General features: G+C 70.8%; 12 protein-coding genes and 2 pseudogenes. 8 read left to right on the forward strand and 6 right to left on the reverse strand.

Annotation, left to right across the window (positions count from 1 at the left end; translation table 11 throughout):
- The first annotated feature begins 21 nt into the window (after positions 1 to 21).
- The gene (locus ABD335_RS21730; protein WP_344326137.1) at positions 22 to 1,032 is read left to right on the forward strand and encodes an alpha-L-arabinofuranosidase C-terminal domain-containing protein; all 1,011 of its coding nucleotides are present in this window, start codon (positions 22 to 24) and stop codon (positions 1,030 to 1,032) included.
- Positions 1,029 to 2,825 carry a CocE/NonD family hydrolase gene (locus ABD335_RS21735; protein ID WP_344326139.1) on the forward strand — a complete coding sequence of 599 codons (1,797 nt, stop codon included), beginning with the start codon at positions 1,029 to 1,031 and terminating at the stop codon, positions 2,823 to 2,825. The genes ABD335_RS21730 and ABD335_RS21735 overlap by 4 nt, the downstream gene beginning before the upstream one ends.
- Before the next feature lie 26 nt (positions 2,826 to 2,851).
- On the opposite strand, the gene ABD335_RS21740 is transcribed toward ABD335_RS21735, so the two are convergent.
- The 4 genes and pseudogenes from ABD335_RS21740 to ABD335_RS30880 all read right to left on the reverse strand — a co-directional run.
- Positions 2,852 to 3,910 carry a LacI family DNA-binding transcriptional regulator gene (locus ABD335_RS21740; RefSeq protein ID WP_344326144.1) on the reverse strand — a complete coding sequence of 353 codons (1,059 nt, stop codon included), beginning with the start codon at positions 3,908 to 3,910 and terminating at the stop codon, positions 2,852 to 2,854.
- Positions 3,911 to 4,121: 211 nt separating this feature from the next.
- Positions 4,122 to 5,657 carry a glycoside hydrolase family 43 protein gene (locus ABD335_RS21745; protein WP_344326146.1) on the reverse strand — a complete coding sequence of 512 codons (1,536 nt, stop codon included), beginning with the start codon at positions 5,655 to 5,657 and terminating at the stop codon, positions 4,122 to 4,124.
- A gap of 58 nt (positions 5,658 to 5,715) precedes the next feature.
- Positions 5,716 to 6,203, reverse strand: a pseudogene (locus tag ABD335_RS21750) (transposase); the annotation flags it as partial.
- Positions 6,182 to 6,768: pseudogene (locus ABD335_RS30880) on the reverse strand (hypothetical protein); the annotation flags it as partial. The pseudogenes ABD335_RS21750 and ABD335_RS30880, both read right to left, overlap by 22 nt.
- Before the next feature lie 234 nt (positions 6,769 to 7,002).
- Between ABD335_RS30880 and ABD335_RS21765 the strand changes: the two are divergent.
- From ABD335_RS21765 to ABD335_RS21785, 5 genes are all read left to right on the forward strand, one after another.
- Positions 7,003 to 7,977, forward strand: a complete 975-nt coding sequence (locus ABD335_RS21765) for an alpha/beta hydrolase (protein ID WP_344326151.1) — start codon at positions 7,003 to 7,005, stop codon at positions 7,975 to 7,977.
- Positions 7,977 to 9,188, forward strand: a complete 1,212-nt coding sequence (locus ABD335_RS21770; RefSeq protein WP_344326153.1) for an acyltransferase family protein — start codon at positions 7,977 to 7,979, stop codon at positions 9,186 to 9,188. The genes ABD335_RS21765 and ABD335_RS21770 overlap by 1 nt, the downstream gene beginning before the upstream one ends.
- 289 nt (positions 9,189 to 9,477) lie before the next feature.
- Positions 9,478 to 10,545, forward strand: coding sequence for a fatty acid desaturase family protein (locus tag ABD335_RS21775; protein ID WP_425583700.1), 1,068 nt, complete (start codon positions 9,478 to 9,480; stop codon positions 10,543 to 10,545).
- 459 nt (positions 10,546 to 11,004) lie between these two features.
- The gene (locus tag ABD335_RS21780) at positions 11,005 to 12,246 is read left to right on the forward strand and encodes a sensor histidine kinase (protein ID WP_344326156.1); all 1,242 of its coding nucleotides are present in this window, start codon (positions 11,005 to 11,007) and stop codon (positions 12,244 to 12,246) included.
- Positions 12,243 to 12,917, forward strand: coding sequence for a response regulator (locus ABD335_RS21785; protein WP_344326158.1), 675 nt, complete (start codon positions 12,243 to 12,245; stop codon positions 12,915 to 12,917). The genes ABD335_RS21780 and ABD335_RS21785 overlap by 4 nt, the downstream gene beginning before the upstream one ends.
- Here ABD335_RS21785 and ABD335_RS21790 read toward each other — a convergent pair.
- Positions 12,838 to 13,230: a transposase gene (locus tag ABD335_RS21790; protein ID WP_425583701.1), complete on the reverse strand. Its 393-nt coding sequence runs from the start codon at positions 13,228 to 13,230 to the stop codon at positions 12,838 to 12,840. The genes ABD335_RS21785 and ABD335_RS21790 overlap by 80 nt on opposite strands.
- 198 nt (positions 13,231 to 13,428) lie before the next feature.
- Between ABD335_RS21790 and ABD335_RS21795 the strand changes: the two genes are divergently transcribed.
- Positions 13,429 to 13,839 (forward strand): RidA family protein, encoded by a 411-nt coding sequence (locus ABD335_RS21795; RefSeq protein WP_344326160.1) that lies wholly within the window; start codon positions 13,429 to 13,431, stop codon positions 13,837 to 13,839.
- 333 nt (positions 13,840 to 14,172) lie between these two features.
- On the opposite strand, the gene ABD335_RS21800 is transcribed toward ABD335_RS21795, so the two are convergent.
- On the reverse strand, positions 14,173 to 14,790 hold the full coding sequence (locus ABD335_RS21800) for an amidohydrolase family protein (RefSeq protein WP_344326162.1): 618 nt from the start codon (positions 14,788 to 14,790) through the stop codon (positions 14,173 to 14,175).
- Between the last annotated feature and the right edge of the window lie 151 nt (positions 14,791 to 14,941).

Consider the following 14,941-nt stretch of genomic DNA (forward strand, 5'->3'; position numbering starts at 1 on the left):
CCCTTGGGAAGGACCGCCGAATTGCCCCGCGCCCACATCGAGCTCGACAAGCAGGCCGTCATCGCTCCTGTCCGACGCCGCACCTTCGGTTCGTTCGTCGAGCACCTCGGCCGCTGTGTGTACACCGGGCTCCACGAGCCGGAACACCCGAGCGCGAACGGCGACGGGTTCCGCATGGACGTCGTCGAACTCGTCAGGGAGCTCGACAGCACCACCATCCGCTACCCGGGCGGCAACTTCGTCTCCGGCGTCCGCTGGGAGGAATCGGTCGGCCCGCGCGAGAAGCGCCCGGTGCGCCGCGACCTCGCCTGGCGGTCGCTCGAATCGAACCAGGTCGGTCTCGGCGAGTTCGCCAGGCGGCCCAAGCTCACCGACTCCGAGTCGATGCCGGCGGCCAACGTCGCCACGCGAGGCACCCTGCCCGCCCTGGGCCTGCCCGCATACGCCGACCACCCGTCCGGCACGGCGCTGTCGGACCTGCGCATCGCCCATGGCACGCCGGACCCGCACAACGTGCGCATGTGGTGCCTCGGCAACGAAATGAACGGGCCTCGGCAGACCGGGTTCATGACGGCGGACGACCACGGCAAGATCGCCGCTCGCACCGCCGCCGCGATGAAGAGGGCCGACAAGGACCTCGAATGCGTCGTCTGCGGCTCCTCCGGGTCCGACATGCCGACGTTCGGCGACTGGGAGCGCACGGTGCTCGAGCACAGCCACGACCGTGTCGACTACGTCGGCGAGGCATCCGTCATCGACGCCGTCGCGACCGTAGACGAGGACCGGGCCGCGGTCTTCCCCGTCAACCGCGACCCGGGGGAGGCCGCGCAGGTCACGATCGATGTGCGCGGCCTCGGCTCGTCACGCACCGTCGAGGCGGTCACGCTCGCCGACTCCGACGTGTACGCGAAGAACACGCTCGTCGAGCAGTACCGGGTGATCCCGACCGCGAACTCGAGCGCGACACTCGCCGACGGCCTGCTCACCATCGAGCCGCCGCCGACGTCGCGGACGGCGATGACTCCGCGATGAGCGACGACACGAGACCCGATCGGGAGCCGGCTCGCTTCCGGCGCGGCGATCCGGCCCGTGAAGCGCCGGACCCGGTCGCCGAGCGCCGCGAGGTGACCTGTGCGTTGCGTGATGGAACACGGCTCCGGACCGTCCTGTTGGTTCCGCACGGGACCGGGCCGTGGCCGGCCCTGCTGACTCGTCATCCCTATGACGTGACCCGTGATGAACACGACGGGATGCTCGACGTCGGGCGTCTCGTGGCTGCCGGATACCTCGTCGCGCTCCAGGACGTGCGGGGGCGCTTCGGCTCCGAAGGTGTTTTCGACCCTTGTGCGCAGGAGGTGGCCGACGGCGTTGACGCCGTGGCATGGCTTGCGGCACGTCCCGAGTGCACCGGCGCCGTCGGAATGTGGGGCGCGTCCTACGCCTCGGAGACCCAGTTCAGCGCTCGTCTGGGAGGCGCTTCGGCCCTGCGGGCGATTGCTCCTGCCCTGACGCCGGCGATGTCGGCGCTTGACGGTTTCCGGTTCCGCGGTGGGGTGCCGGAGATCGGAAGCACCCTTGCGTGGTCGCACTACGCGATCGCCCCGGACCTGATCACGCGCATCGACTCCGCCTGCGAACGGGAGGCCGAGCAGAAGCGGTGGGAAGCGACCGAGCGTGCGATCGCGACTCGAGAGGCGTTCCGGGCCGGCGCTCTGCACGCCGACGCGGACGCCGAGGCGATCGTCGTGTGGGGTTTGGACCGGTTGCGGGAGCCTCTTGAGTCGGCGCATCACCGCGCTGGGAAGATCGTTGACCGGATCGATGCGATCGACATCCCGGTCTTCCTGATCGGCGGGTGGTTCGACGTCTTTCTCGGGTCGACCCTGGAGATCCACCGGCGTCTGCTGCACCGCGCGAAAGACACCGGTGGGCCGGTGCCTTACCTTCTGGTCGGCCCCTGGTCGCACGACAACATGTCGGGCCGGATGGCAGGTGTGGATTTCGGGTCGGGCGCGTCCGCCGACGATCTCGGCGGCAGGGGGGACCTCACCGAGCAGCACGTGCGGTGGTTCGACGCCGCCCTCCGCGCAGGCGCGGCGGACATGCCGCCGGTGCGCGTGTTCCTGATGGGCTCGAACCGGTGGATCGAGCTGGACGAGTTCCCCCCGCGCGACACGCGGATGCTCGAGCTGTACCTGAGCACCGGGGAATCACTTGCGGCCGAGCCGGCTGGGAGCGGTGAACGGCGGCTGACCAGCGATCCGGCAGCCCCGGTGCCGACGTGCGGCGGTGCGGTACTCCTCTTTGCGCCGTTCGAGGCGGGTCCTGCCGACCAGGCGGCGATCGAGTCGCGGCAGGACGTGGTGTCGTGGCGCACCGTGCCGCTTGCCGAGGAACTCACGGTGATGGGCACGGTTCGTGCCGTCGTCCACCTCGCGACCACGGGAACGGACGCGGATGTGGTCGTGCGGCTGTGCGACGAGCACCCGGACGGCCGCAGCCTCGTCATCGCCGATGGCGTGCAGCGAGGGTCGGCGCGGTTCGTCGACCCGATCACGGGGCACGGCGACAGGCGACCGGTCGAACCGGACCAGGAGCAGGAGTTCGTCGTGGACCTCTGGTCGACAGCACACACGTTCCTGCCGGGCCACCGGGTGCGAGTCGATATCGCACCGAGTTCGTCACCCCGCTGGGATGTCGGATGCAACGTCTTCGAGCCGGCCGGGGTGATCACGGAGCCCACCGCGGCGGAATACACGATCCGTTATGGCGCTGCCCATCCGAGCCGCCTCGTCCTGCAGGTTGTGATGACAGCGCCGCGATGAGATCGACCGGGACACGCCTGCCCGCGTCATCGGCGTGGCGCTTCGGCTGCCGGGGCGGGCCCGGTGGAGGCACGGACGACCAGTTCGGTGGCCAGCTCCATGCGGGCGGGGGACCGGGTGCCGCCGTCTTCGCCCCGGGAGAGCTCGATCAGGAGCTTGACCGCTGCGGCACCCAACTCGGTGCTGGGCTGTCTGACGGTCGTCAGCCCGGGGGTGATGTACTGCGCCTCGGGCAGGTCGTCGAAGCCGATGACACTGACGTCCTCGGGGATCCGCAAGCCTCGAGCGTCCAGTGCGTCGTAGATGCCGAGTGCCATGGAGTCCGAGCAGGCGAAGATTCCCGTGATCCCCGGGTCGCTGTCGAGCAGGGTGTGGGTGGCGGTCGCCGCCTTGGCGCGATTCCATCCGCCATAGGCCACGGATACCGTGGCACTGTCGGCGGTCGCTGTGTCGGCTGCCGCGCGGAAACCGTCGACGCGCGCTCGGCTGAAGAGATGGCGGGCATGGCCGGCGACAACCCCCATCCGCACGTGGCCGAGGGACAGGAGGTGCTCGGCGGCCATGCGGCCGCCGTCCCAGTTCGCCACGCCGATGCTCGCCACCCCTGATGGCGGTGTGCTCATCGGGTCGATCAGCACCACGGGGACGCCTGCGGCAGAGAGCGCGCTGAACTGCGGCGAGGTGGGATCGATCAGCGTCCCGATCGTGCCGACGGTGCGCCTTCTCAAGACCCGCGATACCCAGTCGCTGTGCGGCTCGGCGAGCGTCAGTACGACATCGAGTCCCGCTGCTGCCGCCTCTCGCCCGACCCCGGCTATCAGCAGATTCGCCCACGACCCTTCGAAGTGGGTGACCACGAGATCGAGCGTGTTGGACAAGCCGCCCTCGTCCCGCACGCTTTCGCTCTTGGACCCGGCCCGGCGGGTGTAGCCGACGGCTCGCACGGCTTCCATGACCTTCGCGCGCGTCTCGGCCGAGACGTCGGTTCCGCCTCGCAGCACCTTGGATACGGTGGGCACGCTCGTACCGGCAGTTTTGGCCACCAAGGACAGTGTGGGGCGCGATCCGACGGGTCGAGGAGGCATGGGGACAGGTTACCGACGAGGAAGCCGTCCAGGACGCCGGGTCGGTACCGCGGCCGGTTGAGCCGGTTGCGGACGAGGGTTTCGAGGCGGTGAGGGCGACCGAGGCGAAGGGAGCCTTTTCCCGTCTCGGGCTGCTGCGTTCGGTCCCGGGACGAGGACGGCCTTGACCAGGACAGTGGTGCGGGTGCCGCACGCGGCCGCACGCCGAGCGTTACGCGGAGGGCGTCGAGGTCGGGGCGTACTCGAACCAGTCGAAGGCGACCGCGCCCTCGGTGGCGTACATGCCGATCACACGGCCGGTGAAGCCGCAGGCGACCTCGGTGGACAGGTAGCGCCCGTCCAGTTCGGCGAGCGGCTGGGCGCCCGGGGTGTCGGGATCGCCGAGCCAGAAGGCGATGGTGTCAGGGCCCGTGGTCCCGCCATCGGTGAGTTCGGGTGACGCGGGCACAAGGTCGGACGTCCGGATCGCTACGGTGAGGATCAGCGGCCCGGCCGGGACCGGTCGGCTGGTCACGGTCTGGCGCAGCGGACCGATCCGGGCGACGACGCCGGCCTCCCCGTTCCCGACCTCCAGTTCGTAGTGGTGGGCCTCGTCCAGGCGCACGCAGAGGCCGCCGCGTCCCGTACCCGGGTCGATCGCAGCGGTGACGCGGCAGTCGTGGTGCTGCTGGCGGCGGCCGACGAAGGTGTACCCGGGGCGGTCGAGGGTGGGGCCGGTGGCTCTGAGGACCAGCCGGCCAGGGCGCTCGGTGAGCGACCAGGAGCCCTCCGGGCGGGCGAACGGCGAGACCCAGTGCGGCGCGAGAGCGGACTCGTCGAAGTCGTCGCGGGCGGGCAGGGCCGGAACGGGGTGCCAGGCACCGCCCGGGGCCGCGTGGCGCTCGGGAACGGGCGCGACGACGGGCCAGCCGTTGTCGTCCCACTCCACAGGGGTCAGGAACGTCTCGCGGCCGAGTACGTGCACGTCGGGCGTGAAGCCGCGGGGGCGGACACCGAGCAGCACCATCCACCAGCTGCCGTCGGGAGCCTCCACCAGATCGGCGTGGCCGACGTTCTGGATGGAGCGGGCGGTACCGCTGTGGGACAGCAGGGGATTGGCGGGTGCGCCCTCCCAGGGACCGCGCGGCGAGCGGCTGCGGGCGATGGACACGCTGTGGCCGCGTTCCGTGCCGCCTTCCGCGATCAGCAGGTACCACCAGTCGCCGATGCGGTAGAGGTGCGGCGCCTCGGGGTACTTGAGGCCGCTGCCCGACCACGTGGCGAAAGGCCCCTCCAGCACCTTGCCCTTGACCGGGTCGATCCTGGCCATGTTGATGCCGCCTTCAGGCCCGGAGAAGGCGCACCAGCAGGTGCCGTCCTCCTCCCAGGCCAGATCGGGGTCGATCCCGGACAGGTCGATCCACACCGGGTCGCTCCACGGCCCCTCGGGCCGCTCGGCCGAGACGACGAAGTTGCCGCCGCCGTCGATATTGGTGTTGATGACCCAGTAACGGCCGTCGTGGTGGCGGATCGTGGGGGCGTAGAGGCCGCCGGACGCCTTGGCGCCGGGGAGAGGCAGCGGCAGTTGCTCGGGTCGGTCGAGCACGTTGCCGATCTGCTCCCAGTGCACGAGGTCCTTGCTGTGGAAGAGCGGCAGCCCGGGGAAGTACTCGAAGCTGGAGCACACCAGGTAGTAGTCGTCACCGACCCGGCACACGCTCGGATCGGGGTGGAACCCGCTGATCACAGGGTTGTCGTAGGTATGCACGGAAACGTGTTCCCTTCGAGCCGCCGGGCACCGTGAAGCGAGTCTAGATGGCGTCCTGTTACAACGGCGAACACAATGAGCTGAGTTGTCGGTGGGTGATCAGGCGGCAGACGAGTCCGAGAAACGCTCCATGGATGCCGGCTTGCCGCTCCCGACGGATCCGCAACGTCGGAAGCCGCGGAGCCGGGCGAAGGCGCGCTCGATCACCCATCGATAGGCGCCAAGGCCAGTGCCGTACCGTGTGCGTCGGCGGGCGATGGCCGACACGATGCCGCCGGCGCGGACCTGGTCGCGATGGACGCCGTGGTCGTAGCCGCGACCGGCGAACAGCGAGTCCGGCTTGCGGCGCGGACGGCCGCCCCGGCCGCGGACCGGAGGGGTTGCGTCGAGCAGCGGCAGTAGCCGGGTGACGTCGTTGCGGTTCCCGCCGGTGAGGATCACCGCGAGCGGGGTGCCGTGCCCGTCGGTGATCAAGTGGTGTTTCGAGTCGGTCCGGTCCCGGTCGACTACACCACCGTCGGGGCGGCGGCCGGGCTGCCGGCCCCGCGGATGACCTTGGCCCGCAGCCGCACCGTGCCGAGGGTCGACTCGATGGGATTGGTGGTCCGCAGGTGGATCCGGTGCTCGGCCGGGAAGCCGTGGAACGCCGGCAGCTCGTCCAGGTCGTCGGTGATCTTCTTGACCGCCTTGGGCCACTTTGCGCCGCAGGTGTTCTCGCTCGAGCGCGGGCACGAAGTCACCACTGGACAAGCCGTGCAGACAGAGCAGGGGCAGCACCTCGCTGATCTTCGGCGACTTCCGGCACCACGGTGGCTGGGGGCACCTCCCGGCCGAAGGCCGGGGGAGATCTTCGACGAGAACCGCATCCGTCACCCGTCGCTTCGTCGACGCGCTTGTCGTTCACCCGCGGCGCCCGCACCGCGACCGGCCCGGCCGCCGTGCCCGCGGTCCGCTCGCGGTGACGGCCGTCGCGGACCACCAGGCGCCGCCCGGCCTCGTCCCGCTCGGCCGCCAACTCGACTGTGTACTGCTCGACTTCCGCCTCCAGCGCCGCGGCGAGCATCCACCTCGCGCATCCTCGCCCGACACGGGCCCCGCAAACCGGGTGCACCCAGGCTTCACGAGCTGCAAGGTCGCCGTGCTCGCTGCGCCATCTGCTCCCATCCTCTCGGTGCCCTCGCTCTCCGGTCCTGCGGGAAACCCCCGCCCACCCCGGGGGCCGGCACCCAACCCACCCCCTACCCGGGTATCACTGCCGACTTGGCTCCCCAGAGTGACGCCCCACCCCCCACCGTCTTCCTACCTTCTCGCCGTCACCACGGACGAGACAGAGGGAGAGGGGCGGATGCGCCGCTTCAGGAAGACTCTGATCACTGCCCTACTGACCACACTGCTGGTCGGCGGCACGGCGGGCCGGGTCTCGGCGAGCACCGAGAGCCCGCTGAGCGGTCCGCTCCCCGGCACTGCCGCCTGGCTGGCGGACGACTCTCTGGGCAAGGAGCCACCGGACCCCACCACGGCCGACCCGTCCGAAGTGGCGGCCTTCTTCGCCGGCCTGACCGGCGCTCAGCAGCAGAGACTCGTCGAGGACCACCCCACCGTGGTGGGCAACCTCGACGGTGCCCCCGTAAACCTCCGTTATGAGGCCAACGCCTCCGCAGGCGACCAGGTCCTGGCATACGACCCGCGCGGCCGCGGCCTGATCGCGCAGGTCGTGGGCGACCTGGAGAACGCCACCCACGTCGCGGTGATCGTCCCCGGTTCGGACATCGACATCTCGACGTTCGACCGTACGGCACGGCAGGCCGCCGACCTTCAGGAGGAGGCGGGCGACGACACGGCCGTCATCGCCTGGGCCGGCTACACCACCCCCTCCGGTATCGGCCTGGACCTGGCGACGGGCCGGCTCGCCGAGCTCGGTGCCGAGCGCCTCACCCGTTTCACCGACGGCCTGGACGCGGCGGGCCTCCCCGACCCCTCCCTCTTCTGTCACAGCTACGGCTCGGTGGTCTGCGGCCTCGCCGCTTCCGGCACCGACGCGAGCGACATCGTCGTCATGGGGTCGCCCGGCATGCGCGCCGACGACGTCACCGCACTCGACACCGATGCCCACATCTGGGCGGCGAAGTCTCCGGACGACTGGATCGATCGCGTCCCCCATGTCGAGGTCCTGAGTTTGGGTCATGGCGCGGACCCCACCTCGCCCGGCTTCGGCGCGACCGTTCTGCCCGCCGACGACGTCCCGGCGCACGACGAGTACTTCACCCCCGGCACCTCCACCTTGACCGCGTTCGCGGCGATCGCCGGCGGAGACCTGTGATGAAGACCTCCACGAAGCTCGCGAAGCTCACCGCCAAGATCGACGACCGGACCCCTGCCCACCGCGACCGCGCCATCGACGGCCTGCGCGCGTTGGCGCTCCTGGCCGTCCCGACCGGCCACTGGCTGCTCGGCGGCTTCACCCTCGACACCGGTGGCGGCCTGCACAACGCCAGCTCGCTGTCCACCTTCGGCTCGCTGGCCCCGGCCAGCTGGATTCTCCAGATGCTGGGCATCTTCTTCCTGGTCGGCGGCTACTCCTCGTACCTCTCCTTTCAACGCCGCAAGGGCTCGACCCGCCAATGGACCGCCGGCCGCCTCAGGCGCCTGGGCCGTCCGGTCCTCGGCGTCACCGCCGTGTGGGCGCTGCTCCTGCCGACCCTGCACTACGGTCTCGGTGTCCCGACCGCCACTCTGCACACCGCGTCGACCCTGGTCGTCCAGCCCCTGTGGTTCGTCGGCGTCTACGCCGTGATCACGGCCCTCACCCCGTACTGTGTCCGCGCCTCGCAGCGTCTCGGCTTCTGGGCCGCGGCCCCGCTGCTCGGCTCCGTCGCGGTGGTCGACTTCCTCCGCTACGGGCCTTACGCGGACGCCATGCCGTCCTGGCTGAGTCTGCTCAACCTGCTTCCGGGCTGGATGTTCGCCTACCAGCTGGGCGTCTCCTGGGCGGACAAGCGGCTGGGCCGGCGCGAGGCGTGGCTGCTGCTCGCGGGCGGCGCGGCCCTGTTCGCCGCCCTGCTGCTCGTCTTCCACTACCCGGCGTCGATGGTGGGCGTGCCCGGCGAGTCCCGTACCAACTCCCACCCGCCGTCCCTGCTCGTCCTCGCGCTGGCGGCCGTCCAGTCCGGTGCGGCGATCCTGCTGCGCGACCGGCTGGCCCGGCTGCTCCGGCGCCCTGCCCTGTGGGTCCCGGTGGTGATCGTCAACCTGTCGGCGATGACGATCCTGTGCTGGCACCAGACGGCGATGCTCGCCGCCGCGGTTCCCGCCTCGTACTTCGGCGAGATCCCCGGCCTGACCACCGCGCCGGACACGGTCGGATGGATCCTGGCGCGGCTGGCCTGGATGCCGCTCTTCGCGGGGCTGCTCGTGGCGATCGCGAAGCTCGCTCGGCCCTTGGAGGACCCGTGGGACCGCGCCGGCACGATCCGCCGCGCGGCGGCGGGCGTGCTGGCGGCGGGCTTCGTCTACTTCGCGCTCGCGGCGTGAGCGATGGTGTCCGCACCGCCGTATCACTGCGGCCCGGGGCCACCGCGGCACGGACCTCGCCTCCGCACAACGACCCGCCGGTGGGCCGCCGGCCCGGATCCGTCCACAGGCCGCGGCCGGCGCACCCGCCCCTTCGTCACCGACGGCACGGAGCATCTCGGAGATCCGGACGAAACCGGGCACCACGACACCCTGCGCCGCGCCGCGTGCGGACATCCCCGTTCCTCCGAGCCGGGCCGACGAGCCACGCGCCGCATCGACACCATCCACCGAACACCGGAGTGCAACCATGACCATGACCGACGGAACCGCTCTGCCGCACCCCGCGAAGGCCACCGCGAGGCAATCCTCACCGGATACGGGCAGCGAATTCACGCCCCTGCTGCGCGACGTCAAGGAACAGGAGCTGCTCGATCGGCGCACCGGCTGGTACGCACGCACCATGGTGACCAACGCGCTCAGCCTGGCCGCCGTCGTCACCGGCATGGCACTCATCGGCGATTCATGGTGGGTACTCGTTCTCGCCCCCGTTCTCGCCGTTCTGTGTGCCCGCACCGCGTTCATCGGCCACGACGCGGGCCACGCCCAGATCAGCGGCAACCGGGCCACGAACCGCCGTATCGGGCTCGTCCACGGCAACCTGCTGCTCGGCATGAGCTACGCGTGGTGGAACGACAAGCACAACCGCCACCACGCCAACCCCAACCACATCGACAAGGACCCTGACGTCGCCGCCGACGTCCTCGTCTTCACCAGCAAGCAGGCCGCCACCCGCACGGGCTTCCGCGGTTGGCTCACCCGCCACCAGGCATGGCTCTTCTTCCCCCTCACCCTTCTCGAAGGCCTCGCCCTGAAGCTCTACGGCTTCCAGGACCTGCGCCGCCGGACCGGCCGCGAGCGCCTGGTGGAGGGCACGCTCCTCATCGCCCACATCGCCGGGTACCTCACCCTGCTCCTGACGACCATGCCACTCGCGCATGCACTCGTCTTCGCCGCACTCCACCAAGCCCTGTTCGGGCTGCACCTGGGCATGGCCTTCGCACCCAATCACAAGGGGATGGACATGCCCGACCCGGACGGCGAGAAGTGGGGCCACCTGCGACGCCAGGTCCTCACGTCCCGCAACATCAGGGGCGGCGTCCTCACCGACTGGTTCCTCGGCGGCCTCAACTACCAGATCGAGCACCACCTGTTCCCCAGCATGCCCCGCCCCCATTTGAAGCTCGCCCAGCCCCTGGTGAAGGCCCACTGCCGCGACCTCGGTATCCCCTACACGGAGACCGGCCTCATCGACTCCTACCGCCAGGTCCTGCGGCACATGCACGAAGTGGGGGAGCCGCTCCGTGTCGACGTTTGACGAGCCGGCGCTGCTTCGGAACCGGCCGGCAAGCGCAAGCGTCCCCCCGGCGGCCGGCATGACACCCAGCCGTATTCCGCCGCCGTCCGTCGTGCCGGAACTCGGCCCGCTTCCGCCTCCTGTGGTCCACGATCAACTCCTCCTTCGAACGCGGGCAGCGTCGCCGGGCTGCACACCGGGGCGCACGTGTGGGCGATGCGGGCCTCGGGCGACTGGATCACGGCCGTGCCCCACCTGGGATTCAGCGGCCTCGGTCACGGTGCCGACCCCGTCTCGAAGGCGTTCGACGCACACCGGCTCACGGCCCAGCGTGCGTCCGGGCACGGCAGTTGCTTCACGCCCGGCATGGGCAGCACGGCGAACCTCGCCGCCGTCGGAACCGGTGACTACGGTTGCGCCGGATCCGCCCGACAACTGCGCGTGTCCTGACGCCGCCCCACCGCACCTAAGCTGGGGCCCATGATCTCAGCGGAGGAGGAGCGCCCGCGTGCGCTGCTTGCCGGCGCGTCGCGTTGGTGGGTACGGCTGCTGCCGTGGGGCGTGGCGTTCGTGCTGTGCGTCGCACTGCTGCCCACCACCGTCCAGGTGCTCAGCGCCGACTACGGCCTGCACGGCGGCATGGCGAGCGCGCTGGCCGTCGGGCAGACGGCGCCGCTGCTGCTCGCCGTCGTCCGTCCGCTGCAGGCCTGGTACGTGATCTTCGCCGCGGACGTGGCCGGGGCGCTCGTCCTGCTCGCTGCCGACTTCGAGGAGCGGCTCTTGTGGCCGTTCCCGGCCATGGAGGTCGTCGGGTACGTCGGCCTCTGCCTGGCCCTCGGCCTGCGCGAGCCGCGCCGGACGCTTCTGCTGGTGTGGCTGGCGACGGCGGGCGCGGGCGTCGGCCTGGAGTTTGTCGCGCCCCACGGCACGAGCGGCAACAGCACACTGCTCATCGTGCTCAGCGGCGCCACACTCGTGCTCGGCGGGGCGCTCCGCGAGCGGTACGAGGCGCAGCGCAGGCTGGCCGAGCAGGAGACGATCAGCGAGGCCGAGCGCGGCCGGCGGACGCTGCTGGAGGAACGCGCCCGCATCGCGCGCGAGTTGCACGACGTGGTGGCGCACCACATGTCCGTCATCACGGTGCAGGCGGACACCGCGGCGTACCGCCTCGACGGGCTGCCGCCGGAGGTGCAGGAGGAGTTCACGTCCATCGCGGCGACCGCGCGCGAGTCGCTCGGGGAGATGCGACGGCTCCTCGGCGTGCTGCGGAACGAGGAGGCGCACGGCGAGCTCGCGCCCCAGCCGGGCCTGACGCGGATCGGGCAGCTGGTGGAGGCGACGGTGAGGGCGGGCGTGCCGGTGGAGTTCACCCCCTGCGACGCCGACGTGCCCGAGGTGGTGGGCCTCTCCGCGTACCGCATCGTCCAGGAGGCCCTCGCGAACGTCGTGCGGCACGCGCCGGGTGCTCCGACGCAGGTGTCGGTGTCGGAGTCCGTTTCGGAGGACGGCGCGTGGCTCACCGTCCTCGTCGTCAACGGGCCGCCGCCCGAGCCGCCCGCCGCGCCGCTCGAGGAGGGCCGCACCGGGCACGGCCTGGTCGGCATGCGCGAGCGGGTGCGGCTGGTGGGCGGCGAGCTGGACACCGGGCCGCTGCCGGACGGCGGCTTCCGGGTGGTGGCGCGATTGCCGGTGACAGAGAACGACAGCGAAGGAGCGGCATGACGATCCGGGTCATCATCGTCGACGACCAGGCCATGGTGCGGGCCGGCTTTGCCGCACTGCTGGCCGCCCAGAGCGACATCGACGTGGTGGGCGAGGCCCCCGACGGCGCGCAGGGCGTCGAACTGAGCCGGCGCACGCATCCCGACGTGGTGCTGATGGATGTTCGCATGCCCGAGATGGACGGCCTCGAGGCCGCGCGCCGCATCCTCGCGCCCCCGCCGGGCGTGACACATCGGCCGCGCGTCCTGATGCTCACCACGTTCGACGTCGACGACTACGTCTACGAGGCGCTGCGGGCGGGCGCGAGCGGCTTCCTGCTGAAGGACGCGCCGCCGGCCGACCTCATCGCGGCGGTACGCGTCGTGGCCTCGGGCGATGCGCTGCTCGCCCCCTCCGTGACGCGCCGCCTCATCGCGGACTTCGCCCGGCAGCGTCCCGCCGCCCGGGGCAAGCCCGCGCTGCGGCTCAAGGGCCTGACGGAACGTGAAACCGAGGTCCTCACCCTGGTGGCCCGCGGCCGGTCCAACGCGGAGATCGCGGAGACGCTGGTGCTGGCCGAGCAGACGGTGAAGACGCACGTGAGCCGCGTCCTCACCAAGCTCGGTCTGCGCGACCGTGCCCAGGCGGTGGTCTTCGCGTACGAATCGGGGCTGGTGACCGCGGGCGAATAGGACGGCCTCCGGTCTTGTTTCGGTCGGTCCGTTCGAGGATCTCGAAGACCTGACGGCAGACGGCGGGCTTGAGGTACCGCTGCGCGTCACGAGCGATCTTCCCCTCGGTGATTCCGCGGGAGACGTGTGCCTTCGTGGCGGGGGCGATCCGCGTGCGGATCGAGGTGACGGCGTGCATGGCCCGGTTGAGCTGCCGGTCTCCGCTGCGGTTGAGCCGGTGCCGGTCGGTGAGCCCGGAAGAGGCGGGGATCGGCGAGATGCCGGCGAAGGACGCGCTGCGGTGATCGCGGACACCGCACGCGCCATGCCGCACATCCTGCGTGGCTTCGTTGATCTCTAGGAACAGCGTTTCTCGACGGGTTCCGGAGTCAGTTGGTGATCACCGGGTCCACGAGTGTCGACCAGAAACGACGGCGTTGCCGAGGGGCGGCGAGAAAAGGGGAGGCGGGTGCCAACGGGTCGTTGACAGGATGTCCGCGCTCAACTCCCGATGGGAAAGGACCCGACGACCGTGGCTCATGCCATCACGCTGATCCGCTCCGCCTCCCTGTCCGACATCGCCGAGTACGCCTACGCAGCCACGGCGCCCGCCGACTCCCGCCTGATCTTCCTCGCCGGGGCGTGTCCCCTCAACGACGACGGCTCGACGGCAGCGATCGGGGACTACGCGGGTCAGGCATTGAAAGCCGTCGAGAACATGCGGGCTGCTCTCGCTGCCGCCGGCGCGTCACTTCAGGACGTCATCAGCACCAGGGTTCTCGTCGCATCGGCCCGGCGGGAGGATTTGGTGGCTGCCTGGGAGGTAGTCCGGGACTCGTTCGCTGACCACGACGTCCCCAGCACCTTGATGGGCGTCACCGTGCTCGGCTATAAGGACCAGCTCGTCGAGATCGAGGCCGTCGCCGCCGTGCTCGACTCTTGAGGCCCATTGACACAACACGGCGGCCGAGCGCGGCCTGGACCGGAAGTGCCTGACGGGAGCACCACGCATATGGGATTGCCGGCCGCCGCGATGGTCACGCCGGATCGCCGCGTACAGCTCGACCTTCGACGTCTGCGGCATGACCAGCACCTTTCACCAGGATCATCCCGATGCTGCCCTGGCAAGAGACCTGGTGCCTCCCAAACTCATCAACATCACCCGACCGTGGTTCGGGGTGCCTCCCAAACTCATCGACAAGCGACGTCACTACTGCTCGATAAAGCCATCGCGCTCGCTGTCCACCCGGGCCAAGCGGAACGGGCTGATCTTCCGCTACCCCGCCGGCCGGATCCAGGTCGGGCGATACGAGTACGCCGTGCCGCAACCGCTCGTCCCCGAGCGGGCCGATCGCTCCGTCGCGGCGGCCACCACCCCGGCGACGCGGCTCGTCCTCGCCTTCGCAGCGGTCCACGCCGCCCGGGCCGCCGTCGGCCCCGCGCCCGCGGGGATGGTCCGCCCTACCAGCCACCAGCCGAAGGAAAGCCAACTCGGCGCACGGACGCCGTGGACGCCCACTCCTGCCCCCGCAGGCCCTCCAGCCGATCGACGACCTCCACCTATCCGGCTTGAGGCGGTGGGGAGATTCACGAACGGGAGCGTGAGGTCTTGGGGAGGTGGGGGCACGCCGTCTGTCATGACCAGGCGCATCCTGCGCAGAGCCTGGAGGTCGTCGAGGGGGGTGTCGGCCACGCTCAGGAGGTCGGCGTGGTGGCCGGGGCGGAGCAGGCCGGTGTCGTGGGCGATGCCGAGGGCTTGGGCGGTCTCGTGCGTGGCCGGATCGACGATCTCGGTGGGGGAGTGGCCGAGGTGGTGGAAGAACTCCCGGCTGGAGACGGAGTCGTCGCAGACGGCTCGGCTGCTGCCCACGTCCGTCCCGGTGATCAGCCGCACCCTGTTCGTGCATCCAGCGCGGCCGGGCGAACGTCTCCTCGGCGCGCTCGGGACCGAAGCGCTGGGCGAAGCCGCGCCGGTCGGGGCCGGTGGTCGGGCGGACCGCGATGCCCTTGGCCGCCATGGCGGCGATCGGGTCCTCGCGTGCGTC

Source organism: Streptomyces macrosporus (assembly GCF_039533145.1).
In the GTDB taxonomy this organism is placed as follows: Bacteria; Actinomycetota; Actinomycetes; order Streptomycetales; family Streptomycetaceae; genus Streptomyces; species Streptomyces macrosporus.

Excerpts from the sequence above, each read along its gene's own strand:
- ABD335_RS21735 (WP_344326139.1), top strand. The coding sequence starts at position 1,029 with ATGAGCGACGACACGAGACCCGATCGGGAGCCGGCTCGCTTCCGGCGC.
- ABD335_RS21740 (WP_344326144.1), bottom strand. The coding sequence starts at position 3,910 with ATGCCTCCTCGACCCGTCGGATCGCGCCCCACACTGTCCTTGGTGGCC.
- ABD335_RS21765 (WP_344326151.1), top strand. The coding sequence starts at position 7,003 with ATGCGCCGCTTCAGGAAGACTCTGATCACTGCCCTACTGACCACACTG.
- ABD335_RS21770 (WP_344326153.1), top strand. The coding sequence starts at position 7,977 with ATGAAGACCTCCACGAAGCTCGCGAAGCTCACCGCCAAGATCGACGAC.
- ABD335_RS21775 (WP_425583700.1), top strand. The coding sequence starts at position 9,478 with ATGACCATGACCGACGGAACCGCTCTGCCGCACCCCGCGAAGGCCACC.
- ABD335_RS21780 (WP_344326156.1), top strand. The coding sequence starts at position 11,005 with ATGATCTCAGCGGAGGAGGAGCGCCCGCGTGCGCTGCTTGCCGGCGCG.
- ABD335_RS21785 (WP_344326158.1), top strand. The coding sequence starts at position 12,243 with ATGACGATCCGGGTCATCATCGTCGACGACCAGGCCATGGTGCGGGCC.